Below are 23,168 nucleotides of genomic sequence, written 5' to 3'. Positions count from 1 at the left end.
ACCAATTTTAAAGACAGGCTTGCCAGCTTTCTCCTCAGTGGTTAGGGTTGGCTCCATGACTATCTCCCAGACCCTCATTCTGCTTCGGCAACACGCCAATCTCTGTCTGGTCGCTCAGCGACTGCGCTAGGGTCTGCCGGCCCCCTCTCTTGCGTTTCGCTTCTCTCTTTTTCAGCACGGCCCATGCGGGCCCTCGCCTTCAGGATTGATTCATGAGCATGCTCAAAGACCCGTCGCAAAAGTACCGCCCGTTCACCCAGATCCAGATCCCGGACCGTACCTGGCCGGACAAGATCATCGATAAGGCGCCGATCTGGCTGTCCACCGACCTTCGTGACGGCAACCAGTCGCTGATCGAGCCGATGGATGCCGAGAAGAAGATGCGTTTCTTCAAGTGCCTGGTGCAGGTCGGCCTGAAGGAAATCGAAGTGGGCTTCCCGTCCGCCTCGCAGACCGACTTCGACTTCGTACGCGAATTGATCGAAGGCGGCCACATCCCGGACGACGTGACCATCCAGGTGCTGACCCAGGCCCGTGACGACCTTATCGAACGCACCTTCGAGTCCCTCAAGGGCGCCAAGAAGGCCATCGTTCACTACTACAACGCCTGCGCGCCGAGCTTCCGCAAGATCGTCTTCAACCAGGACAAGGCTGGCGTGAAAGCCATCGCCGTGGCCGCCGGCACTACCATCAAGCGCCTGGCCGCAGCCGCACCGGAAACCCAGTGGGGCTTCGAGTATTCGCCGGAAGTGTTCAGCAGCACCGAAATCGACTTCGCGGTCGAGGTGTGCAACGCGGTGATCGACGTGTTCCAGCCGACCCCGGCCAACCCGCTGATCCTCAACCTGCCGGCCACCATCGAGTGCGCCACGCCGAACAACTACGCCGACCAGATCGAATGGTTCGGTCGCAACGTGAACAAGCGCGACAGCGTGCTGATCAGCGTGCACACCCACAATGACCGTGGCACTGGTGTGGCCGCTTCGGAACTGGCCGTGATGGCCGGTGCTGATCGCGTCGAAGGCTGCCTGTTCGGTAATGGCGAGCGTACCGGCAACGTCTGCCTGGTGACCCTGGCGCTGAACCTCTACACCCAGGGCGTCAACCCGCAGTTGGACTTCTCCGACATCGACGCGGTGCGCAAGGTGGTCGAGGACTGCAACCAGATTCCGGTACACCCGCGCCATCCGTACGTGGGCGACCTGGTGCACACCGCCTTCTCCGGCTCCCACCAGGATGCCATCCGCAAGGGCTTCGCCCAGCAGCAGGAAGGCGCTCTGTGGGAAGTGCCGTACCTGCCGATCGATCCGGCCGACATCGGCCGTGATTACGAAGCGGTAATCCGCGTGAACAGCCAGTCCGGTAAGGGCGGCATCACCTTCCTGCTCGAGCAGGAATACGGCATCAACCTGCCGCGCCGCATGCAGATCGAGTTCAGCCAGGTGGTGCAGAAGGAAACCGACCGCCTCGGCCTGGAGATGACCGCGTCGCAGATCCACAAGCTGCTCGACAGCGAGTACCTCAAGGCCGTCTCGCCTTACGAGCTGAAGGGTCATCGTCTGGAAGAAGAGAACGGCGAAAGCCGCGTCGAGGCGAAGGTGCAGGTCAACGGCCAGGAACAGCGCTGGAGCGGTTCGGGTAAAGGCGCGCTGGAAGCCCTGGCCTCAAGCCTGCCGGTCGCTGTCGAGGTGATGGACTACCACGAGCACGCCATCGGTGGCGGTGCCAACGCCAAGGCCGCCTGCTATATCGAAATCCGTCTCGACGGCCAGCGCCCGCTGCACGGCATCGGTATCGACGAGAACATTACCACGGCGAGCTTCCGCGCCCTGTTCAGCGCCCTGAACCGCGCCGTCAAACAGGCCGAGGAAAAGACCCAGGCCGCGTGACACTCAGCCTGCGGTAAACGACAAAGGGACGCTTAGGCGTCCCTTTGTCGTTTCTGAGACCAGGTAGCCTGGCGTTGAGCGCAGCGATACCCAGGGCAATGTCCCGGGTGTCGCTGCGCTCGACCCGGACCACGGATTGCCTATCGAGCCTTCACCGGCTTCATCTGCTTCTGCAGGGTATTGCCATTGAAGAACGCCGGCGCCTGCCAGCGGGCGATGAACATCAGCACTAGGCCGAGCAGCAGCACCACCACGGCGATCACGAACACCAGGCCGAGGCCACCGATGTGCGAGCCGCTGCCAAAGTCCGGCGACATGCTGTCCAGGGTGGTTTGCCAGAAGATGATCGACAGCATCACCGCGCCCACCAGCGGGCATAAGCCGCGCATGAAGAAGTGCCGGGCACTATCGAACAGGCTGTGGCGGAAGTACCAAACGCAGGCGAAGGCGGTCAGCGCGTAGTAGAAGCAGATCATCATGCCTAGCGCGGTGATGGTGTCGGCCAGCACGTTTTCGCTCAGAGTGCGCATGGTCACGTAGAACACCGCGGTGGCGAGGCCGGCGGCGATGGTCGCGTAGCGCGGCGTTTGCGAAAGCGGGTGCACGCTGGCGAAGCGCTTTGGCACCGCGCGGTAATAACCCATCGCGAGCAACGTACGCGCTGGCGATATGAAGGTCGACTGCAGCGACGCCGCGGTGCTGGCCAGCACGGCAATGGACATCAGGATCGCCAGCGGGCCCATCACCGGACCTGCCAGGTGGGCGAAGACGTTCTCCTGAATCTGCGCGTTGCCCAGCCCCAGGCCGGTGTCGCCGGTGCCAGCGAACTGCAGGGTGGCAGCGGCAGTGAACAGGTACAGGGCGAGAATCAGCAGCACGGTCAGGGTCGCCGCGCGCCCTGGCACCTTCTCGCTGCCAACCGATTCTTCACTGACGGTCAGGCACACATCCCAGCCCCAGAAAATGAAAATCGACAGCGACAAGCCCGCCGCGAACGCGGAGAACGAATCGATGTTGAAGGGGTTGAACCACTCGGGATGGAAGACCACTGGCGAGCTGTCCGGCGCCGCTGCAAAGGCGGCAATGGAAAAACCGATCAGCACCACCAACTGCAGCGCCACCAGGGTGTACTGCACGCCCATGGTCATGCCGATGCCCCGGCAACAAACCCACACCGCCATGGCGATGAACACGCAGCAGGTGATGATGTTCACCAGCAGGTTGCGGGTCAGGTCGGCGATCCAGTCCAGCCCGGTCAGCTGGGCGAGAAATAGGTAGAAGAAATCCACCGCAATGCCGGCCAGGTTGGACAGTACGATAGTGGTAGCGGTGACCAGCCCCCAACCGCCGATCCAGCCGATCATCGGCCCGAAAGCACGTGCTGACCAGGTAAACGAAGTGCCGCTGTCCGGCTCCGCGGCATTCAGCTCGCGGTAACCCAGCGCCACCAGCAGCATCGGCAAAAAGCCTACGATAAATACCGCTGGCAGGTAAACGCCGACCTCACGCACGGTCGGGCCCAGTGCGCCGGTCAGGGTATAAACCGGCGCGATGGTGGAAATACCCAGCACCACGCAGGCCAGCAACCCGACCTTGCCCTGGGCCAGGCCCTTGCCGGACACCACGGCAGCCGCACCGGCAGCTGGGGTCGCCTGCACGCTCGACGCTGCTGCGCCTGTGTAATCACTCATAAGCCTCTGCCATCGTCTTGGAATTGTTTCCGAACGTGGTCAGGATCTGCCGCGCCGAGCAAAAGGCCGGCGCCCCGGCTGGGTTTGCCAGCCGGCTGGTTACAACGGTGTGCTGTGACGCCAGAGCGAGATCCCGACCCATTCAGGTCAGAGCCCCCGGAACCCAGGCGGGTTCAGGGGGGATTCAGCGGGTACTACGTGCCGCGGCGTAAGCCTGGCAGGCGTCGCGGAAGGCTTCGAAAAGCTTCAGCGACTCGGGGTTTTCGGTGAAACGCCACTCCGGGTGCCATTGCACGCCGATCAGGAAGCCTGCTGAGTCAGGAATCGATACGGCTTCAACGAGACCATCCGGCGCTAGCGCTTCGACACGCAGACGCTCGGCCAGGCGGTCGACGCCCTGGCTGTGCAGCGAGTTGACCTGAAACTGCGCCGGCAGGCCGATACGCTCGAACACACCACCAGCCTGCACCGCCACCGCATGCTGCGGCGCGTACTGCTCGGCGACCGAGTCGCGCTGCGGCTCACGGTGATCCATATAGCCCGGCAGATCCTGCACACGCTGGTGCAGGGTGCCGCCCAAGCTCACGTTGAGCTCCTGGAAGCCGCGGCAGATGCAGAACACCGGCACGCCTTTCTCGATTGCCAGGCGCAGCAACGGCAAGGTGTTAGCGTCGCGGCTCGGGTCGTGCTGGGTGCCCTCCAGGCTTGGCGTGCCCTGGTAATGGTGCGGCTCCACGTTGGACGGCGAGCCGGTGAACAGAATGCCGTCCAGTTGCTCAAGCAACTGGTGCGGGTCACTCGGCTTGCCGCGCGCAGGCAGAACCACCGGCAGGCCAGCGTAGGCAGCCGCTTCGACGTACTTGTCGCCGACCGTGTGCGAATCGTATTTACCAAGCATCTGCCGGCAGGCAGTCACACCGATCAGGGGCATGCGGGTCATGGTCTTCTCTCCGGAAAAGCCTGCCGACGATCACGCCGGCAGGCACAGCATCAGATACCCAGCCGATCACGCAGCTGGTAGTACACGGCGCCTAAGGCGGTAAATGGCACGCGCAGCAGCCGCCCACCCGGGAACGGGTAATGCGGCAGGCCGGCAAACGCATCGAAGCGCTCGGCCTGGCCACGCAGCGCCTCGGCCAGCACCTTGCCGGCCAGGTGCGTGTAGGTCACGCCATGGCCGCTGCAACCCTGGGAGTAGTAGATGTTGTCGCCAATGCGGCCGACCTGAGGCAGGCGCGACAGAGTCAGCAGGAAGTTGCCGGTCCAGGTGTAATCGATCTTCACGTCTTTGAGCTGCGGAAAGGTCTTGAGCAGCTTGGGGCGGATGATCGCTTCGATATCTGCCGGGTCACGGGCGCCGTAGACCACGCCACCGCCGAAGATCAGGCGTTTGTCGGCGCTGAGGCGGTAGTAGTCGAGCAGGTAGTTGCAGTCTTCCACGCAGTAATCTTGCGGCAGCAGGCTGCGTGCCATCTCATCGGACAGCGGCTCGGTGGTCAGCACCTGGGTGCCGCAGGGCATCGACTTGGCCGCCAGTTCCGGCATCAAACCGCCCAGATAGGCGTTACCCGCCACCACCACGAACTTGGCCTTCACCTGCCCATTCGGCGTGTGCACCACAGGCTGCGGGCCACGGTCGATACGCGTCGCCGGGCTCTGCTCGTAAATCGAGCCACCCAGCGAGGTGACCGCTGCGGCTTCGCCGAGGGCCAGGTTGAGCGGATGGATATGCCCACCGCTCATGTCCAGCATGCCGCCGACATAGCGCTCGGTGCCGACCACTTCACGGATGCGGCGCTCGTCCATCAGCTCTAGCTGGGTATGGCCGTAGCGCTCCCACAGCTTCTTCTGAGCCTCGAGATGGCCCATCTGCTTGCCCGTGATGGCAGCGAATACACCGCCATCTTTCAGGTCGCACTGAATGTTGTACTTGGCAATGCGCTCACGAATGATGCGCCCGCCTTCGAAGGCCATCTCGCCGAGCAACTGTGCCTGACGCGCGCCGACCTGCTTTTCGATGACATCGATATCGCGGCTGTAGCTGTTGACGATCTGCCCGCCGTTACGGCCCGAGGCGCCGAAACCGACTTTGGCGGCTTCCAGCACGGTGACGCGAAAACCGTTTTCCAGCAGGAACAGCGCGGTGGAAAGGCCGGTGTAACCGGCGCCGATGACGCACACATCCGTCTCGACGACTTCGTTGAGCGCTGGGTAATCGACCCGCGGGTTACGCGAGGCGGCGTAGTAACTGTCGACGTGTTGAGTCATGTGAAACTCCTTAACTCCAATGCTCCGCCTTGGGGCAAATCCATCCGAGACCAAGCGAGGTCGTTTTTTAACCTCAAAGTTTGATCCAGGTCGCCTTGAGTTCGGTGTACTTGTCAAAGGCATGCAGCGACTTGTCGCGGCCATTGCCCGATTGCTTGAAGCCACCAAACGGCGCGGTCATGTCGCCGCCGTCGTACTGGTTGACCCACACGCTGCCAGCACGCAGCGCACGAGCGGTGCGGTGGGCTCGGGAGATGTCGCGTGTCCATACGGCAGCTGCCAGGCCATAGGGCGTGTCGTTGGCGATGCGGATGGCTTCTTCGTCGCTGTCGAAGGTGATCACCGACAGCACCGGCCCGAAGATCTCTTCGCGAGCGATGCGCATGGCGTTGTTCACACCCGCGAAGATGGTCGGCTGCACGTAGCTGCCACCGGTCTCCTGCAGGGCGCGCTCACCACCGGTGAGAATCTCTGCGCCCTCCTCGCGCCCGGACTCGATGAAACCGAGCACGGTAGCCAGGTGGCCGTCATCGACCAGTGCCCCGACACGGGTGTCCGGCTCCAGGGCATGACCGGGCTTCCACTTCTGCAGCGCCTCGACCACCATCGGCAGGAAGCGCTCCTTGATCGAGCTTTCCACCAGCAGGCGCGAGCCGGCGACGCAGACTTCGCCCTGGTTGAAGGCGATGGCGGTAGCGGCTGCATCGGCTGCGGCCTGCAGATCCGGTGCATCGGCGAAGACGATGTTCGGACTCTTGCCGCCGGCCTCCAGCCACACGCGCTTCATGTTCGACTCACCGGAATAGATCATCAGTTGCTTGGCGATCTTGGTGGAGCCGGTGAACACGATGGTGTCGACGTCCATGTGCAGGGCCAGGGCCTTGCCCACGGTGTGGCCGTAACCCGGCAGCACGTTGAACACGCCGGCTGGAATACCGGCTTCCAACGCCAGCTGGGCGACGCGGATGGCGGTCAGCGGCGACTTCTCGGAAGGCTTTAGGATCACCGAGTTGCCGCAAGCCAGGGCCGGGCCGAGCTTCCAGCTGGACATAAGCAGCGGGAAGTTCCACGGCACGATAGCTGCCACCACACCGACCGCTTCACGGGTCACCAGGCCAAGCTGGTCGTGAGGCGTAGGCGCGACTTCGTCATACAGCTTGTCGATGGCCTCGGCGCTCCAGCGGATAGCATTGGCTGCGCCGGGTACGTCGATGCTCAGCGAATCACCGATCGGCTTGCCCATGTCGAGGGTTTCCAGCAGCGCCAGCTCCTCGGCATTGGCCAGCAGCTTATCGGCAAAGGCGATCAGCACACGCTTGCGTTGCGCCGGGGCAAGTTTTGCCCAGTCACCACGCTCGAAAACCTCGCGAGCGGCCTTGACGGCAAGCTCGGCGTCTTCGGCCATGCAGCTGGCCACAGTGGCCAGCTGACGACCGTCCACCGGGCTGATGCTGTCGAAAGTCGCACCGCCTAAGGCATCGCGATACGTGCCATCGATGAAGGCACGACCTTCGATACGCAGGCTCTGGTAACGCTGCTCCCAATCCTGGCGAGTCATGGTTGTCATGTTCTTCACTCCATCAGACGGTATGCAGGTACCAGTTGTATTCGAGGTCGGAAATGGTGGTCTCGAACTCATGCATTTCCGCTTCCTTACAGGCGACGAAGATGTCGATGTATTCGGGGCGGATGTACTTGTTCATCACTTCGCTTTCGTCCAGCTGACGTAGGGCGTCACGCAGGTTGTTCGGCAGGCTCTGCTCGAGCTGCTCGTACGAGTTGCCCTCGATGGGCGCGCACGGTTCCAGCTTGTTGGTCAGACCGTGGTGAATACCGGCGAGGATCGAAGCCATCATCAGGTACGGGTTGGCGTCGGCACCGGCTACGCGGTGTTCGATGCGGATCGCGTCGCTGCTGCCAGTCGGTACACGTACCGCCACAGTGCGGTTGTCCATCCCCCAGCTTGGCGCGTTCGGCACGTAGAACTGTGCGCCGAAGCGGCGGTAGGAGTTGACGTTCGGGCACAGGAAGGCCATCGACGCTGGCATGGTGTCGAGAATCCCGGCAATGGCATTGCGCAGCGGCGCATGGTGCTCAGGATCGTCGGTGGCGAAGATGTTCTGGCCGGTTTTCTTGTCGAGCAGCGAGATGTGCACGTGCAGACCGTTACCCGCCTGGCCAGGATAAGGCTTGGCCATAAAGGTCGAGTCCATCTCGTGGTCGTAGGCGATATTCTTGATCAGGCGCTTGAGCAGCACGGCATAGTCGCAGGCCTTGATGGCGTCCTCGACGTGGTGCAGGTTGACCTCGAACTGAGCCGGGGCACTTTCCTTGACGATGGCGTCGGCCGGCAGGTCTTGTTCCTTGGCGGCTTCGAGCATGTCCTGCAGGCAGTCGACATACTCGTCGAGATCGTCGATCAGGTAGACCTGAGTGGAGATCGGGCGCTTACCGGAAATCGGCGAACGCGGCGGCTGCGGACGGCCGTTCACGTTCTCCTGGTCGATCAGGTAGAACTCCAGCTCGAAAGCGGCGCAGATGGTCAGGCCCAGCTCGTCGAACTTCTCAACTATCTGGCGCAGCACTTCACGGGGGTCGGCGAAGAACGGCGCGCCGTCCAGCTCGTGCATGGTCATCAGCAGTTGCGCTGTTGGGCGCTTCTGCCACGGCTCTTTGCACAGGGTGTCGGGGATCGGATAGCAGATCCGGTCAGAGTCGCCGATATCCAGGCCCAGGCCGGTGCTTTCCACCGTGGAACCGTTGATGTCCAGAGCGAACAGCGAAGCCGGCAGGTTGATGCCTTTTTCATAGACCTTGTGCAGGCTAGCGCGCTCGACGCGCTTGCCACGCACGATGCCGTTCATGTCGGTGATCAGCAGGTCGACGTACTGAATCTCCGGGTGATCCTTGAGGAAAGTGTTCGCTTCGTTGAGCTGAACGACACGTGGGGAAACCGAAGTCATGGGAAATACATCCTTTCGCATCGGCGCGCCCGCGGAAGACATCTCACGAGCCTTTGCGCCTCATTATTCTGGGTATCCGCTAGCGGATTTGATTCTAGGCAACGCCTTGAGTATAAGTGGGCGCACACGCAACCGATACTAGCAGCAGAGCAATTTATGATTGCATCCACGCAATATCAGGTCAGCCACGTCGATCTTGCTCTGGTGCTCGCCCTGGTGCGCGGACGCTCTCTAGCGCGGGCCGCAGAGCAATTGCAGGTGGATGTATCGACAGTCTTTCGTGCTATCCGCAAGCTGGAAGCCAGCCTCGGCATCGCGCTGTTCGAGAAAAGCCGCCGCGGCTACATGCCAACCCAGAGTGCCCAGGCACTGGCCGAGCAGGCCGAGCGCGCCGAACAGGCACTGGAAGCGGCGCGTATCGCCCTGCAGCACGGCGAAAAGGTCATCAGCGGCACTGTACGCCTGACCTGCACCGACGCCGTGCTGCAGAACCTACTGCTGCCCAGCCTGGCGGAGCTAATGCCGCGCTACCCGGCGCTATCCCTGGAGCTGGCGACCACCAACACCTTCGCCAACCTCAGCCGCCGCGATGCCGATATCGCCCTGCGCCTGTCCAACGCGCCGCCCGAACACCTGGTAGGCCGGCAGCTCGGCCATACCGCCTATTACATCTTCGGCCGCCCGGAGCATCGTGAGGCATTCCAGCAGTCGCCTACATCGGTACCCTGGATCGCGCCCGACGACTCGATGCCCGACCACATCACCGTGGCCTGGCGCCAGCAGGTACACCCCAGCCTGGTGCCGCGCCACCGCTGCAACAGCATGTCTGCCGTCGCCACGCTGGTGCAGGCCGGCATGGGTGTCGCCGCCCTGCCCGACTTCATGGCCCGTAGCCTCGATGACGTGGAGCGCCTGAGCGACGCCCTGCTCGCCTGCGACACCGATCTTTGGTTGCTGACCCGACCGGACTGCCTGGCACTGCGCTCGGTACAGACGCTGTTCGACGAGCTGACCCCGCGGCTGCGCGCACGCATCAACAGCCGGTAGCCTCTGCAGAACCAGATCGCTCATACAGCGCGTGATTCACCTGCACATATGCATGCGCGGGAACCATCTAGCGGGCGGTACTTTCTTAACAGGCCACGGAGGATCAGGACAGACAGCGACAGGATTGTGCAATCCACCCGACCCGGGCCTGCACTACGCTTATCCACTGCCGCGGCCACAAGCCGCTGATTCACAACAGACAGGAATTGCCCATGACCACCATTCTCGGCTATGCCGCTCAGGACTCCAGCAAACCTCTCGCGCCCCATCGCTTTCAGCGCCGCGCCGTCGGTACCCACGACGTGCAGATCGATATCCTCTACTGCGGCGTTTGCCACTCCGACCTGCACACCGCGCGCAACGAGTGGAAGAACACCCTCTACCCGTCGGTACCGGGCCACGAGATCGTCGGCAAGGTCACCGCAGTGGGCAGCGCGGTAACGACCTTCAAGGTCGGTGATCTGGCCGGCGTCGGCTGCATGGTCGACAGCTGCCAGAGCTGTTCGTCCTGCTCCGAAGGGCTGGAGCAGTATTGCGAGAACGGCTTCACCGGCACCTACAACGGCCCGGTATTCGGTGGCGAGAACACCTTTGGCGGTTACTCCGACGCTATCGTCGTCGACCAGAAATTCGTCCTGCGCATCAGCCACACCGACAACCTGGCCGCCGTTGCCCCGCTGCTGTGCGCCGGTATTACCACCTACTCACCGCTGCGCCAGTGGAACGTCAAGCCGGGCGACAAGGTGGGTATCGTCGGCCTCGGTGGCCTCGGCCACATGGGCGTGAAGATCGCTGCCGCCATGGGCGCTCATGTGGTGCTGTTCACCACCTCGCCGAACAAGCGTGAAGACGCCCTGCGCCTCGGCGCGGCCGAAGTCGTGGTATCGAAGAACGCCGACGAGATGGCCGCCCACGCCAACAGCTTCGATTTCATCCTCAACACCGTCGCCGCGCCGCACAACCTGGATGCCTTCCTCGGGCTGCTCAAGCGCGATGCCACCATGACCCTGGTCGGCGCACCGGACTCGCCGCACCCGTCGCCGGAAGTCTTCGGGCTGATCTTCAAGCGCCGCCGCCTGGCCGGCTCGTTGATCGGCGGCATCGCCGAGACCCAGGAGATGCTGGATTTCTGCGCCGAACACGGCATCGTTTCGGAAATCGAGATGATCGATATCCAGAACATCAACGAAGCCTACGAGCGCATGCTCAAGAGTGATGTGAAGTACCGCTTCGTGATCGACATGGCCTCCCTGGCCAAGGATCAGAACGCCGCGTAACGTCGGCGCCTGATGGCACACCGGCCCGGTCTCGCTCGCGCGAACCGGGCCGGTGGCGTTTCTGGCTCAGCGAAACTCGAACGGATCGGCATCTTGATGCGCCGGGAAACGCTCGCGGTAGGCGGCCAGGGCGGCGGCGTCGAGGCGCTGGCGGAATACGCCTGCCCTATCGCCGGCATCGAGCAGGCTGTCGCCCTGGAAATCCAGTACCTGGGAATCGCCGCTGTAGGGATGGCCCTTGCCGTCCACGCCGATGCGATTGACCGCTGCCACGTAGCAAAGGTTTTCGATGGCACGCGCCGGTAGCAGGCGGTTCCAGTGCAGGCGGCGCGCTGCCGGCCAGTTGGCGGTGTAGAGCAGCAGGTCGGTGCCTTCGGCATCGCGGCTCCATACCGGGAAGCGCAGGTCGTAGCAGATCAGCGGGCGCACCCGCCAACCCTTGACCTCGAACACAGCCTGGCGCTCGCCGGCGGCATAGTGCTGGTGTTCACCGGCCATGCGAAACAGGTGGCGCTTGTCGTAGTGGGCCAGCGAACCATCCGGCCGCGCCCACAGCAGGCGATTGCGGTAGCTGCCATCGGCGGCCTGGATGATCAGGCTACCGGTGATCACCGCATTGAAACGCTGCGCCTGCTCGCTGAGCCACTGGCTGGTGGGCCCGCCTTCCGGCTCGGCCAGCTCGGCGGACTGCATGGAAAAGCCGGTGCTGAACATCTCCGGCAGGATCACCAGGTCGGCGCCCGCAGCCTGCTGCAGCTGCGTCTCGAAGTGGCTGCGGTTGGCCGCCGGGTCGTGCCAGGCCAGGTCACTCTGGATCAGCGCCAGTTCGAGGTGGTCTTGCTTGCTCATCGATAGCCCTCCCATGAGGCTAGGTGGTGGACAACGCTTCGCGGTTGCCCACCCTACACGGCTATATCGCGCTGAGTTTTTCAGCTGCCTGGCGCAGGGTGTCTTCACGCTTGGCGAAGCAGAAGCGCACCAGACGCTGTGCGGGGTCCGGCCGCTCACTGAACACCGACACCGGGATCGCCGCCACGCCATGCTCACGGGTCAGCCATTGGGCCATGGCCACGTCGTCCAGATCCGGGCGAATCGCCGAGTAGTCGGCCAACTGAAAATAGGTGCCCGGCGTACGCGTGAAGGTAAAGCGCGAACCGGCCAGCAGGTCGCAGAACAGGTCGCGCTTGGCCTGGTAGAACGCCGGCAGCTCGGCCAAATGTTCCGGGCATGCGGCCATGAAGTCGGCCAATGCGTACTGCAGCGGCGTCACCCCGCAGAAGCTGACGTACTGGTGCACCTTGCGCAACTCGGCGCTCAACGCCGGCGGCGCCACCACGTAGCCGGTCTTCCAGCCAGTCACGTGGTAGGTCTTGCCGAACGAGCTGACCACGAAGGCCCGGGCATACAGCTCGTCATGGGCCAGTACGCTGGCGTGCTGACGGCCGTCGAACACCAGGTGTTCGTAGACTTCGTCGCTGACGATATGGATGTCGCGGTCGCGGATCAGCGCGGCCAGGCGGTCCAGCTCGTCGCGGCCTATCAGCGCGCCGCTGGGGTTGTGCGGCGTGTTGAGGATGATCAACCGGGTACGCGGGCTCAGCGCTGCTTCCAGGCGCTGCCAGTCGATGGCGAAATTACCCGCGGCAAGCGGCACATGAACGCAGTGCCCGCCGGCCAGCGTCACGCTGGGGTCGTAGCTGTCGTAACAGGGGTCGAAGACGATCGCCTCGTCACCCGGATGAATCAGCGCCTGAATCGCGCAGAAGATCGCCTGGGTGGCGCCCGGCGTGACGGTCACCTCGCTGTCCGCACTGACCTTGCGACCGTACAGCCGCTCGATCTTCAGGGCGATCTGCTCGCGCAACGCCGGCAGGCCGGTCATCGGTGCGTACTGGTTGTGCCCGGCCGCCACGTGCCGGGCCAGTGCCTCGCGTAGCGCTTCGGGGCCATCGAAATCCGGGAAGCCCTGGGACAGGTTGATGGCGCCGGTCTGGGCCGCCAGCTGGGACATGGTAGTGAAGATGGTGGTGCCGACAGCGGGCAACTTGCTGGTGAACATCGGGGGCGACCTAGGCAGTTGAGGCAGACGCCGAGGATAGCCGATGGCGCGAAGCCCACGCACCCGGTAATAATCGCAGGCCAACCGATGAGAAGCCCATGAACGTCGAAGATCTGCGCCTGTTCGTCACCACTCTGGACGCCGGCAGCTTCACCGCTGCCGCCGACACCCTCGGGGTGACCAAGCAGTACGTCAGCCGCCGTGTCGCCGCCCTCGAAGCGCTGCTCGGCGTGCGCCTGCTCAACCGCACCACGCGCCGCCTGCAGGCCACCGAACTGGGCCTGCTGCTGTACGACAAGGCCACGACAATTCTCGCCGACCTGCGCGATGCCCAGGAGCTGGTCTCGGCACAGGGCGCTTCCCTGCGCGGCACCTTGCGGGTCAGCGCGCCGATGACCTTCGCCACCCTGCACCTGAGCCAGGTGCTGCCGCTGTTCATGCAGCAGCACCCGCACATCAACCTGGAGATCGACCTCAACGACCGCGCCGTCGACCTGCTCGCCGATGGCTACGACATGTCGATCCGTATCGGCACCCTGGAAGACTCCAGCCTGATCGCCAAGCGCCTGACCGACATGCAGACCATCCTCTGCGCCAGCCCCGATTACCTCAAGAAACACGGCACGCCGGCCAACCTCGATGAACTGCAGCAGCATGCCTGCCTGCTCTACGGCCACAGCCGCCACGTGGAATGGCGCCTGCGCGAGGCCGGCAAACCCCGGAACCTGAGCATGCGCGGCCAGTTGCGCGCCAACAACGGCGAGCTGATCCGCGATGCGGCCGTGGAGGGCATGGGCATCGCCTACCTGCCCACTTTTATTGTCGGCCAGGCCCTGGAGAGCGGCGCGTTACTGCCAATACTCGAAGCGCACTGGCCAGCGCCCGCCGCGGTGTATGCGGTGTACCCGCAGCACCGACAATCCGCCCGCGCCGTGCAGGTGTTCTCGGATTTCATCAAGCAGCAGATCGAGCATCTGAGCGCCTGACTCCGTCAACCTGAATAGGACAATAAGTCCAATTTCAGCCAGTTAATCAATCCAACGATAGTCAGTACTATCTCCTCCATGCCGCCGATAAAGGTAGCGACCCTCAACAGGAGAATCATCATGCTGGCTATCCGTAAATCGACCGATCGTGGCCACGCCAACCATGGCTGGCTCAACTCCTTCCACACCTTCTCGTTCGCCAGTTACAACAACCCGAAAGAGCGTGGCTTCTCGGACCTGCTGGTGATCAACGACGACACCGTCAGCGCCGGCCAGGGCTTCGGCGAGCATCCGCACCGCAACATGGAGATCTTCTCCTACGTGCTGCAAGGCGCTCTGGAACACAAGGACAGCCTGGGCACCGGCTCGGTGATCCGCCCTGGCGACGTACAGTTGATGAGCGCCGGTACCGGCGTGTCGCACAGCGAATTCAACCACTCGCGCAGCGAGCCGGTGCACTTTCTGCAGATCTGGATCGTGCCGAGCGAGCGTCAGGCCGAACCGCGCTACCAGCAGGAGCACTTCAGCGAGGCGCAAAAACGCGGCCGCCTGCAGCTGATCATCTCGCCGGACGGCGCCGATGGCTCGCTGAGCGTGCGCCAGAACGCGCGGGTGTATGCCGGGCTGTTCGACGGTGAGGAGCAGGCTCACCTGCAACTGGATGAAAACCGCTACGCCTACGTTCACGTGGCCCGCGGCAGCGTTCAGCTCAACGGCGAGCAGCTACAGGCCGGTGATGGCGTAAGGCTGCGCGACGTGCGCGACCTGCGCCTGAGCAATGGCCAGCAGGCCGAGGTACTGGTGTTCGACCTGCGCCCCAACGAGCTGCCGTCGTTGTACTGACAGCCACGCCGTAACCTGGCGCGCAACGCAGCGATACCTGGGATTGACCTCAGGTGTCGCTGCTGCTTTTCGTAGCCTGTCGCTGAACGAAGCGATGCGCGGGGAACGATGTTCAGCCTTGCTGGCTCGGCACAGCGGAAACGTTTTCCTGGGTTTCGCTACGCTCTACGTCAGGATACCCAGGCAATTCGATGAGCCCCTAGGCGCTTATATTCGCCTGCCTTAGAATGAGCCTCCGCCGCCCGCCGGCCATCTGCTCAGTCGAAAATCCCATGCGCTGGTTGCTCGCCTTTACCCTATTCTCGCTGGCCCTGGCCGGCCAAGCCGCCACCGCACCCGTCTCCCCTGTAACGACCGTCGACAAGATTCTGGTGGAGAAATCCCAGCGTCGGCTGCAGCTGATCAGCCAGGGCAAAACGCTGAAGTCGTACCGGATTTCTTTGGGCAAACAGCCGGTCGGCGCCAAGCTGCGCGAGGGCGATCTGCGCACGCCGGAAGGTTTTTACTGGATCGACTGGCGGCGCAAGAGTGAGAAGTACAATCTGTCCATGCACATCTCCTACCCTAACGCGCGCGACCAGGCGCAGGCGAAAGCCGCGGGCGTAAAACCGGGCAGCATGATCATGATCCACGGCACGCCGCTAGACGATGAATACCCGGAATGGTTCTTCCACACCCTGGACTGGACCGAAGGCTGCATCGCTATGAAAAACGCCGACATGCGCGAAGTATGGACGCTGGTGAAAGACGGCACGCTGATCGAGATTCGCCCCTGACGATTTACCCAGGAGCGATGTGCCGGCGAGAAGCAGTCGTCAGAACTGCATGTCGGACAAGCGCCATACTTCAAAAGCTGGCACTTCGTAGGGATGGGCTTTGCGCATCGCCTTGACGGCGTTGTGAATCAGCTCGTCAGCGACGACCAGCTCGACTTTCCACTCGGCAACCGTTGCCAGCTCGCCACTTTTGCCAATAAACGGCTTGCTGCCTTCCAGTGGACGAAATTGACCACGCCCCTGGGTTTGCCAGCAGCAGTGTTCGTAGCCGGCAGCGCGCCCTGCACCCTCTGCGAATACGGCCATTTTCACACTTTCCAGATGGCTCTCTGGAACGTAGAAACAAAATTTGTACATCAACTACTCCACTGCAAGTCGCTGAAAACAATGCGCTAATCATGCCATAGGATGATGGCACATTGCCTAGCAAGATTCGTGATACAGCCAACATTGCTGAAATATTCAGACTTATCTGAGAGGTCGCCGTTTCGGAGCGTCTCCTGCTGTGCGAGTCGCCGGCTAATACCTGCAGACTAGCCGGTGTGATTCAAAAACCCAGGCGCCGCGTCTCAAAACCGACGATCTGAAGCAACACTGACTCAACGGCCTCCCAAATAAAAACGCCAGGCAATGCCTGGCGTTTTTGGTGCTGCGAGTAGATCGATCAGTCGACCCAAACACGTGCGTTGCGGAACATGCGCATCCAGCCGCCGTCTTCCTGCCACTCATCCGGGCGCCAGGAGTTCTGCACGGCGCGGAACACGCGCTCCGGGTGCGGCATCATGATGGTCACGCGGCCGTCGCGGCTGGTCAGACCGGTGATCCCGCGCGGCGAGCCGTTGGGGTTGGCCGGGTAGGCTTCGGTGACCTTGCCGTGGTTGTCGATGAAACGCAGCGCCACAGTGCCGGACAGGTCGGCTTCGAGCAGAGCTTCTTCACTTTCGAACTCGGCATGGCCTTCACCGTGAGCGATGGCGATCGGCATGCGCGAACCAGCCATGCCACGCAGGAAGATCGAAGCCGATTCCTGCACCTGGACCATGGCCACGCGCGCTTCGAACTGCTCGGAGCGGTTGCGCACGAAGTGCGGCCAGAACTCGGTGCCCGGGATCAGCTCACTTAGGTTGGAGAGCATCTGGCAACCGTTGCACACGCCAAGGGTGAAGCTGTCCTTGCGCTCGAAGAAACCCTGGAAGGCATCGCGGGCACGGGCGTTGAACAAGGCCGACTTGGCCCAGCCTTCACCGGCGCCAAGCACGTCACCGTAGGAGAAGCCGCCGCAGGCAACCAGGCCCTTGAAGTCGTTGAGGTCAACACGACCGGCGAGGATATCGCTCATGTGCACGTCCAGCGCGGCGAAGCCGGCGCGGTCGAAGGCCGCGGCCATTTCCACCTGACCGTTGACGCCCTGCTCACGCAGCACGGCGATCTGCGGGCGCACACCTTTCTTGATGTACGGCGCTGCGATGTTGTCGTTGACGTCGAAGCCCAGCTTGATCGACAGGCCAGGGTTGTCTTCCTCCAGCAGCGCGTCGAACTCCTGATCCGCGCAGTCGGCGTTGTCACGCAGACGCTGAATGCGGTGGCTGGTTTCCGACCACTGACGCTGCAGCAGACGACGCTGGCCAGTGAACACCGGCTGGTCGTTGAAGCTGATCGCCACGTCGCCGTTGTTGACCGGCTTGCCGATCACCGCGACGCAGTCGTCCAGGCCAGCGGCGCTGAACTGGGCGAGTACGTCCGGGGTGGCGTCCTGGCGAACCTGAATCACCGCACCCAGCTCTTCGTTGAACAGGAAGGCCGCGAGTTCTTCACGGCTCTCGACCAGGCCGTCAAGTTGCAGGCTGAGGCCACAATGACCGGCGAAGGCCATTTCCAGCACGCTGACCAGCAGGCCACCGTCGGAGCGGTCGTGGTAAGCCAGCAGGTGACCGTCGGCGTTGAGGCCCTGGATCACCGCGAAGAAGGCTTTGAGGTCTTCGGCATCATCGACGTCCGGCGCCTGGCGGCCGAGCTTGCTGTACACCTGGGCGAGGATCGAGGCGCCCATGCGGTTCTGGCCACGGCCCAGATCGATCAGGATCAGATCGGTCTCGCCCTTGTCCATGCGCAGCTCGGGGGTCAGGGTCTTGCGCACGTCGGCGACTGGCGCGAAACCGGTGACGATCAGCGACAGCGGCGAGGTGACGCTCTTCTCGGTACCCTCCTCGCTCCACTTGGTCTTCATCGACATGGAATCCTTGCCGACCGGAATGGTCAGGCCCAGCTCGGGGCACAGCTCCATGCCGACGGCTTTGACGGTGTCGTACAGGCGGGCGTCTTCACCTGGGTGACCGGCAGCGGACATCCAGTTGGCCGACAGTTTGATGTCGGAGAGTTTCTCGATGTGCGACGCGGCGATGTTGGTGATGGTTTCACCAATCGCCATACGCCCGGAAGCCGGCGCGTCGAGCAGCGCCAGCGGGGTGCGCTCGCCCATCGCCATGGCTTCACCGGTGTACACGTCGAAGCTGGTGGCGGTGACGGCAACGTCGGCCACCGGCACCTGCCACGGGCCGACCATCTGATCACGGGCAACCAGGCCGGTGATGGTGCGGTCGCCGATGGTGATAAGGAAGCTCTTGCTGGCCACGGCCGGGTGGCGCAGAACGCGCTCGGCGGCTTCGCGGATGTCCAGGGTGCTGGGGTCGAAATCATCGCCCAGTTCGGCTTCACGGGTGACCGAACGGTGCATGCGCGGCGGCTTGCCGAGCAGCACTTCGAGCGGCATGTCCACCGGGGTGTTGCCGAAATGGCTGTCGGTCACGGTCAGGTGCGGCTCTTCGGTGGCTTCACCCACCACCGCGAACGGGCAACGCTCGCGCTCGCAGATGGCCTGGAAGCGCTCGAAGTCCTCCGCGCTGACGGCCAGCACGTAACGCTCCTGGGACTCGTTGCTCCAGATCTCGTGCGGGGCCATGCCCGGCTCGTCGTTCGGCACGTTGCGCAGCTCGAAGCGGCCACCGCGGCCACCGTCGTTGACCAGTTCCGGGAAGGCGTTGGAGATACCACCGGCGCCGACGTCATGGATAAAGGCGATCGGGTTGGCGTCGCCCAGCTGCCAGCAACGGTCGATGACCTCCTGGCAGCGGCGTTCCATTTCCGGGTTCTCGCGCTGCACCGAAGCGAAATCCAGGTCCGCCGAGCTGGCACCGGTCGCCACCGACGAAGCGGCGCCGCCGCCCAGGCCGATCAGCATCGCCGGGCCGCCGAGCACGATCAGCTTGGCGCCGACGGTGATCTCGGCCTTCTGCACGTGGTCTTCACGGATGTTGCCCATACCGCCGGCGAGCATGATCGGCTTGTGGTAGCCGCGCACTTCGTCGCCATGGGGGGTGCTGATCGATTGCTCGAAGGTACGGAAGTAGCCGGTCAGCGCCGGCCGGCCGAATTCGTTGTTGAACGCGGCGCCGCCCAGCGGGCCTTCGATCATGATGTCCAGCGGCGTGACGATCCGCTCGGGCTTGCCGTAGGCCTGCTCCCAGGGCTGTTCGAAGCCGGGGATGTTCAGGTTGGAAACGGTGAACCCAGTCAGGCCAGCTTTAGGCTTGGCACCGCGACCGGTGGCGCCTTCGTCGCGAATCTCGCCGCCGGAGCCGGTGGAAGCACCGGAGAACGGCGAGATGGCAGTCGGGTGGTTGTGGGTCTCCACCTTCATCAGGATGTGCACCGGCTCCTGCACCGCGCCGTACTGGCGGGTTTCGGGATTGGGGAAGAAGCGCCCGGCGGTATGGCCGACGATCACCGAGGCGTTGTCCTTATAAGCGGACAGCACGTTCTCGCTGTGCATCTGGTAGGTGTTCTTGATCATGCCGAACAGCGATTTTTCCTGGCTCTCGCCGTCGATGTCCCAGCTGGCATTGAAGATCTTGTGGCGGCAGTGCTCGGAGTTGGCCTGGGCGAACATCATCAGTTCGATGTCGTGCGGGTTGCGCTTCAAGCCCTGGAAGGCATTGACCAGGTAATCGATCTCGTCTTCGGCCAGGGCCAGGCCCAGCTCGACGTTGGCCTTCTCCAGCGCGGCGCGACCGCCGCCGAGGATGTCCACGGCGGTCAGCGGCTTGGGCTCGGCATGGCTGAACAGCTTGGCAGCGTCCTGCAGGTTGCTCAGCACTAGCTGGGTCATGCGGTCATGCAGTAATGCGGCGACTTGCTGCACCTCGGCGTCGCTCAGCTCACCGGATACGTAGTAGGCAATGCCCCGCTCCAGGCGGCGAATCTTTTCCAGACCGCAGTTGCGGGCGATGTCGCTGGCCTTGCTCGACCACGGCGAGATGGTGCCGAAGCGCGGGATGGTCAGTAGCAGGCGACCGCTGGGCTCCTGCACTGGCACACTCGGGCCGTACTTGAGCAGACGGGCCAGTACCTGCTCTTCGTCGGCACTCAGGGCACCGTCGACGTCGGCAAAGTGGGCGAACTCGGCATACAGGCCGGTCACAGCAGGCACTTTACTGGTCAGTTGCTCGAGCAATTTACCGTGGCGAAAAGCGGAAAGGGCGGGAGCGCCGCGCAGGATCAGCATCAGGGGACAGCCTCTGGGAAGGGGGTGTGCTTTGAGGGCGCATATTCTAGCCTAAAGCGGCGAGCGCGGCACGCCCGCTCATGCCCTGTTCGCCCATGGCCGCTGTCTTACGGTCGCAGCCAACCACTGCTGGCAAAAGCTTTTTTGCCTAGCAGAGCGCAGTTGCGCTGTCCAGATATGGAACGGCACGGCGTTGGCGTATACTGCGCCGATGCCCTCTCCTTACCTGATTGGCAAGCGTTACGCCGGCTGGCTGTCGGCGATCGGATTACTCCTTATGCTCAGCGGCTGCGCGGAACCTCCGAGCAGCCTGGAGCGGATCAAGGAGGAAGGCGTGCTGCGCGTGATAACGCGAAACAGCCCGGCCACCTACTTTCAGGACCGCAACGGCGAGACCGGCTTCGAATACGAGCTGGTCAAACGTTTCGCCGATGACCTCGACGTAAAACTGGAAATCCAGACTGCCGACAACCTCGACGACCTGTTCGCCCGCCTCGGCCAGCCTAACGGCCCGGTATTGGCAGCCGCCGGCCTGGTAGAAAGTGCAGGCCGTCAGCAGAGCGCACGCTTCTCCATTCCTTATCTGGAAGTGACGCCGCAGATCGTTTACCGCAACGGTCAGCGCCGCCCTAGCCGCCTAGCGGATCTGATCGGCAAGCGGATTCTGGTGCTCAAGGGCAGCAGCCATGCCGAACAACTCGCCGCGCTGAAAGCCGAAGAGCCTGACCTGCAATATGAAGAGTCGGCCGATGTCGAGGTAGTCGACCTGCTGCGTATGGTCGACGAAGGCGAAATCGACCTGACCCTGGTCGACTCCAACGAGCTGGCGATGAACCAGGTGTATTTCCCCAACGTGCGCGTTGGCTTCGACCTTGGCGATTCGCGTAATCTGGGCTGGGCCGTAGCTCCGGGCGAAGACAACAGCCTGCTCGAACAGGTCGACGGTTTCCTGCGACGCTCCCAGGACAACGGCAGCCTGCAGCGCCTCAAGGAACGTTATTACGGCCACGTCGACGTACTCGGTTACGTCGGCGCCTACACCTTTGCCCAGCACCTGCAGCAACGTTTGCCGCGCTACGAAAAACACTTCCGCAAGGCCGCCAAGGAAAACGATCTGGACTGGCGCCTGCTCGCCGCCGTCGGCTATCAGGAGTCGCTCTGGCAACCGGGCGCCACCTCCAAGACCGGCGTGCGTGGCCTGATGATGCTGACCCTGCGTACCGCCCAGGCGATGGGCGTAGCCGACCGCCTCAATCCGCAGCAAAGCATTCAGGGTGGCGCCAAGTACCTGGTTCATGTGAAGGAACAGCTGCCGGACAGCATTCAGGAGCCGGATCGCACCTGGTTTGCCCTCGCCTCCTACAACATCGGCGGCGGTCACCTGGAAGATGCCCGCAAGTTGGCAGAAGCCGACGGCCTCGACCCCAACAAGTGGCTCGATGTGCAGAAAACCCTGCCACGCCTGTCGCAAAAGCAGTGGTACAGCAAAACCCGTTACGGTTACGCCCGCGGCGGTGAGCCTGTGCACTTCGTGCGCAACATCCGTCGTTACTACGACATCCTCACCTGGGTAACCCAACCACAGCTCGAAGGTAGCCAGGTTGCCGAGAGCGGCCTGCACGTTCCCGGCGTTGGCAAGGACCATCCAGAGCAGCAGGAAAAAGCGCCGCTCTAAGCCCTTGCCAACGCCGGGAACGCGTGGCTACCAAACGTCTTTCATCACCTCGATAAAAGCGCGCAACGAGGCCGATCAGGCCCCCATAAACTGGGCCAAAGCTACTCAGCGAGTAACGGTCTGATTACCCATGGCGCAGAAACTTTGCGCCTGCTTCTTGGCCGGCAACGCCCGCAGTTGGCTTGAGCACTGCGCCTGGCTTGAAGAACGGCTGACACTCAGCACCGAGTCATCATCAATGCTGACCAGATAAGGCTGGTTGTAGCGCGGGCCGTCGTACCAGCCACTAATCTGCAGGTCACTGTAGGTGCAGCGATAACGCATATGCCCGGTGAAGCCCTTGAATTTATCGCTCCGGAAAATATGGTGATACTGCTGCCAATCGCGCTCACGTTGCCCCTTGCGCACGGCATCGAGGCAGCCCTGCAACTCGGTGATTTCCGGCTCGTTCAGGAAAATGCTCTGGGCCAGATTTGAGCCATCCAGATGCACGGTGGCCACCAGATAAACCTGCCGCTCCTCCGCCTGGGCAGACGCGCCCAACAGCACTGCTGCCAGCGCAAACATCCCTGCTTTGATCAATATTAATGCTCCTGAAGTATTGTCATAGGCGTGTAGGACGCTCTGGCCCCATAGCACCATGTCGTTAAACAGACTATCCGCGCCGCGCCTTGAAAAACGCCTTCAACACCGCCCCGCACTCCTCCGCTAGCACCCCGCCCTCGACCAGCACACGGTGGTTGAGGAAAGCCTGATCGAAGAACTGGCCGCGGCTCACTGCCATGCCTGCACGCGGCTCGCTGGCGCCGAAGACTATACGCTGTACCCGCGAGTGAACGATAAGCCCCGCGCACATGGCACAGGGCTCCAAGGTCACGTAGAGGGTGCTGCCCGGCAGGCGGTAGTTGGCGACGGCCTGGGCGGCGGCGCGTATGGCGACCATTTCGGCATGGGCACTGGGATCTGAGGTTGAAATCGGGCAGTTGAAGCCGCGGCCGATCACTTCGCCGTCCTGCACCAGCACGGCGCCGACCGGCACTTCGCCGCGTAGAGCCCCTTCGGCAGCCAGCTCCAGCGCTTCGCGCATAAAGCGCTCGTCGCGACTGCGGTCGATGATCAGCGGGGCTCTCAAT

General features: G+C 63.0%; 18 protein-coding genes. 7 read left to right on the top strand and 11 right to left on the bottom strand.

Annotated features, from left to right (window positions below):
• Positions 1 to 212 precede the first annotated feature (212 nt).
• Positions 213 to 1,889 (top strand): 2-isopropylmalate synthase, encoded by a 1,677-nt coding sequence (gene leuA, locus BUC40_RS11095; RefSeq protein ID WP_073265598.1) that lies wholly within the window; start codon positions 213 to 215, stop codon positions 1,887 to 1,889.
• Positions 1,890 to 2,029: 140 nt separating this feature from the next.
• On the opposite strand, the gene BUC40_RS11090 is transcribed toward leuA, so the two are convergent.
• The 5 genes from BUC40_RS11090 to BUC40_RS11070 form a co-directional block, all read right to left on the bottom strand.
• On the bottom strand, positions 2,030 to 3,580 hold the full coding sequence (locus BUC40_RS11090; protein WP_073265596.1) for an APC family permease: 1,551 nt from the start codon (positions 3,578 to 3,580) through the stop codon (positions 2,030 to 2,032).
• Between the two features lie 184 nt (positions 3,581 to 3,764).
• Entirely contained in the window at positions 3,765 to 4,520 is a 756-nt protein-coding gene (locus BUC40_RS11085) for a gamma-glutamyl-gamma-aminobutyrate hydrolase family protein (protein ID WP_073265594.1), read from the bottom strand.
• 50 nt (positions 4,521 to 4,570) lie between these two features.
• Positions 4,571 to 5,848, bottom strand: a complete 1,278-nt coding sequence (locus BUC40_RS11080) for an NAD(P)/FAD-dependent oxidoreductase (RefSeq protein ID WP_073265593.1) — start codon at positions 5,846 to 5,848, stop codon at positions 4,571 to 4,573.
• 73 nt (positions 5,849 to 5,921) lie between these two features.
• Positions 5,922 to 7,415 (bottom strand): aldehyde dehydrogenase, encoded by a 1,494-nt coding sequence (locus BUC40_RS11075; RefSeq protein WP_073265592.1) that lies wholly within the window; start codon positions 7,413 to 7,415, stop codon positions 5,922 to 5,924.
• A gap of 13 nt (positions 7,416 to 7,428) precedes the next feature.
• The gene (locus BUC40_RS11070; protein WP_073265590.1) at positions 7,429 to 8,811 is read right to left on the bottom strand and encodes a glutamine synthetase family protein; all 1,383 of its coding nucleotides are present in this window, start codon (positions 8,809 to 8,811) and stop codon (positions 7,429 to 7,431) included.
• Between the two features lie 156 nt (positions 8,812 to 8,967).
• Here BUC40_RS11070 and BUC40_RS11065 point away from each other — a divergent pair, with 156 nt between their 5' ends.
• Complete coding sequence (locus tag BUC40_RS11065) at positions 8,968 to 9,858, top strand: LysR family transcriptional regulator (RefSeq protein ID WP_073265588.1); 891 nt, start codon at positions 8,968 to 8,970, stop codon at positions 9,856 to 9,858.
• A gap of 212 nt (positions 9,859 to 10,070) precedes the next feature.
• Positions 10,071 to 11,135, top strand: coding sequence for an NAD(P)-dependent alcohol dehydrogenase (locus tag BUC40_RS11060; protein ID WP_073265586.1), 1,065 nt, complete (start codon positions 10,071 to 10,073; stop codon positions 11,133 to 11,135).
• Between the two features lie 66 nt (positions 11,136 to 11,201).
• On the opposite strand, the gene BUC40_RS11055 is transcribed toward BUC40_RS11060, so the two are convergent.
• Positions 11,202 to 11,984, bottom strand: a complete 783-nt coding sequence (locus BUC40_RS11055) for an amidohydrolase (RefSeq protein ID WP_073265584.1) — start codon at positions 11,982 to 11,984, stop codon at positions 11,202 to 11,204.
• 61 nt (positions 11,985 to 12,045) lie between these two features.
• A complete protein-coding gene (locus tag BUC40_RS11050; protein WP_073265582.1) occupies positions 12,046 to 13,194 on the bottom strand; it encodes a pyridoxal phosphate-dependent aminotransferase in 1,149 nt (382 codons plus the stop codon).
• Between the two features lie 98 nt (positions 13,195 to 13,292).
• Between BUC40_RS11050 and BUC40_RS11045 the strand changes: the two genes are divergently transcribed.
• The 3 genes from BUC40_RS11045 (at position 13,293) to BUC40_RS11035 (ending at position 15,799) form a co-directional block, all read left to right on the top strand.
• A complete protein-coding gene (locus tag BUC40_RS11045) occupies positions 13,293 to 14,180 on the top strand; it encodes a LysR family transcriptional regulator (protein WP_073265580.1) in 888 nt (295 codons plus the stop codon).
• Positions 14,181 to 14,300: 120 nt separating this feature from the next.
• On the top strand, positions 14,301 to 15,023 hold the full coding sequence (locus tag BUC40_RS11040) for a pirin family protein (protein ID WP_073265578.1): 723 nt from the start codon (positions 14,301 to 14,303) through the stop codon (positions 15,021 to 15,023).
• A gap of 272 nt (positions 15,024 to 15,295) precedes the next feature.
• Entirely contained in the window at positions 15,296 to 15,799 is a 504-nt protein-coding gene (locus BUC40_RS11035; RefSeq protein WP_073266212.1) for a L,D-transpeptidase family protein, read from the top strand.
• A gap of 39 nt (positions 15,800 to 15,838) precedes the next feature.
• Here the strand turns inward: BUC40_RS11035 and BUC40_RS11030 are convergent, their stop codons facing one another.
• Together BUC40_RS11030 and purL are read right to left on the bottom strand one after the other, a co-directional pair.
• On the bottom strand, positions 15,839 to 16,156 hold the full coding sequence (locus tag BUC40_RS11030) for a YqfO family protein (protein WP_073265576.1): 318 nt from the start codon (positions 16,154 to 16,156) through the stop codon (positions 15,839 to 15,841).
• 307 nt (positions 16,157 to 16,463) lie between these two features.
• On the bottom strand, positions 16,464 to 20,360 hold the full coding sequence (purL, locus tag BUC40_RS11025; protein WP_073265574.1) for a phosphoribosylformylglycinamidine synthase: 3,897 nt from the start codon (positions 20,358 to 20,360) through the stop codon (positions 16,464 to 16,466).
• Positions 20,361 to 20,571: 211 nt separating this feature from the next.
• Between purL and mltF the strand changes: the two genes are divergently transcribed.
• Positions 20,572 to 22,035 (top strand): membrane-bound lytic murein transglycosylase MltF, encoded by a 1,464-nt coding sequence (mltF, locus tag BUC40_RS11020; RefSeq protein ID WP_073265572.1) that lies wholly within the window; start codon positions 20,572 to 20,574, stop codon positions 22,033 to 22,035.
• Between the two features lie 105 nt (positions 22,036 to 22,140).
• On the opposite strand, the gene BUC40_RS11015 is transcribed toward mltF, so the two are convergent.
• Both BUC40_RS11015 and tadA read right to left on the bottom strand, forming a co-directional pair.
• Complete coding sequence (locus BUC40_RS11015; protein ID WP_073265571.1) at positions 22,141 to 22,602, bottom strand: hypothetical protein; 462 nt, start codon at positions 22,600 to 22,602, stop codon at positions 22,141 to 22,143.
• An 88-nt stretch (positions 22,603 to 22,690) separates the two neighbouring features.
• Entirely contained in the window at positions 22,691 to 23,167 is a 477-nt protein-coding gene (tadA, locus tag BUC40_RS11010) for a tRNA adenosine(34) deaminase TadA (protein WP_073265569.1), read from the bottom strand.
• Between the last annotated feature and the right edge of the window lies 1 nt (position 23,168).

It is taken from the genome of Phytopseudomonas punonensis (assembly GCF_900142655.1).
GTDB lineage: Bacteria > Pseudomonadota > Gammaproteobacteria > Pseudomonadales > Pseudomonadaceae > Aquipseudomonas > Aquipseudomonas punonensis.
This window is presented reverse-complemented; position numbering and strand designations above follow the sequence as displayed.

Bases quoted from the DNA above. Each gene is read 5' to 3' on its own strand.
- leuA (WP_073265598.1), top strand. From the start codon at position 213: ATGAGCATGCTCAAAGACCCGTCGCAAAAGTACCGCCCGTTCACCCAG.
- BUC40_RS11090 (WP_073265596.1), bottom strand. From the start codon at position 3,580: ATGAGTGATTACACAGGCGCAGCAGCGTCGAGCGTGCAGGCGACCCCA.
- BUC40_RS11085 (WP_073265594.1), bottom strand. From the start codon at position 4,520: ATGACCCGCATGCCCCTGATCGGTGTGACTGCCTGCCGGCAGATGCTT.
- BUC40_RS11080 (WP_073265593.1), bottom strand. From the start codon at position 5,848: ATGACTCAACACGTCGACAGTTACTACGCCGCCTCGCGTAACCCGCGG.
- BUC40_RS11075 (WP_073265592.1), bottom strand. From the start codon at position 7,415: ATGACAACCATGACTCGCCAGGATTGGGAGCAGCGTTACCAGAGCCTG.
- BUC40_RS11070 (WP_073265590.1), bottom strand. From the start codon at position 8,811: ATGACTTCGGTTTCCCCACGTGTCGTTCAGCTCAACGAAGCGAACACT.
- BUC40_RS11065 (WP_073265588.1), top strand. From the start codon at position 8,968: ATGATTGCATCCACGCAATATCAGGTCAGCCACGTCGATCTTGCTCTG.
- BUC40_RS11060 (WP_073265586.1), top strand. From the start codon at position 10,071: ATGACCACCATTCTCGGCTATGCCGCTCAGGACTCCAGCAAACCTCTC.
- BUC40_RS11055 (WP_073265584.1), bottom strand. From the start codon at position 11,984: ATGAGCAAGCAAGACCACCTCGAACTGGCGCTGATCCAGAGTGACCTG.
- BUC40_RS11050 (WP_073265582.1), bottom strand. From the start codon at position 13,194: ATGTTCACCAGCAAGTTGCCCGCTGTCGGCACCACCATCTTCACTACC.
- BUC40_RS11045 (WP_073265580.1), top strand. From the start codon at position 13,293: ATGAACGTCGAAGATCTGCGCCTGTTCGTCACCACTCTGGACGCCGGC.
- BUC40_RS11040 (WP_073265578.1), top strand. From the start codon at position 14,301: ATGCTGGCTATCCGTAAATCGACCGATCGTGGCCACGCCAACCATGGC.
- BUC40_RS11035 (WP_073266212.1), top strand. From the start codon at position 15,296: ATGCGCTGGTTGCTCGCCTTTACCCTATTCTCGCTGGCCCTGGCCGGC.
- BUC40_RS11030 (WP_073265576.1), bottom strand. From the start codon at position 16,156: ATGTACAAATTTTGTTTCTACGTTCCAGAGAGCCATCTGGAAAGTGTG.
- purL (WP_073265574.1), bottom strand. From the start codon at position 20,360: ATGCTGATCCTGCGCGGCGCTCCCGCCCTTTCCGCTTTTCGCCACGGT.
- mltF (WP_073265572.1), top strand. From the start codon at position 20,572: ATGCCCTCTCCTTACCTGATTGGCAAGCGTTACGCCGGCTGGCTGTCG.
- BUC40_RS11015 (WP_073265571.1), bottom strand. From the start codon at position 22,602: ATGTTTGCGCTGGCAGCAGTGCTGTTGGGCGCGTCTGCCCAGGCGGAG.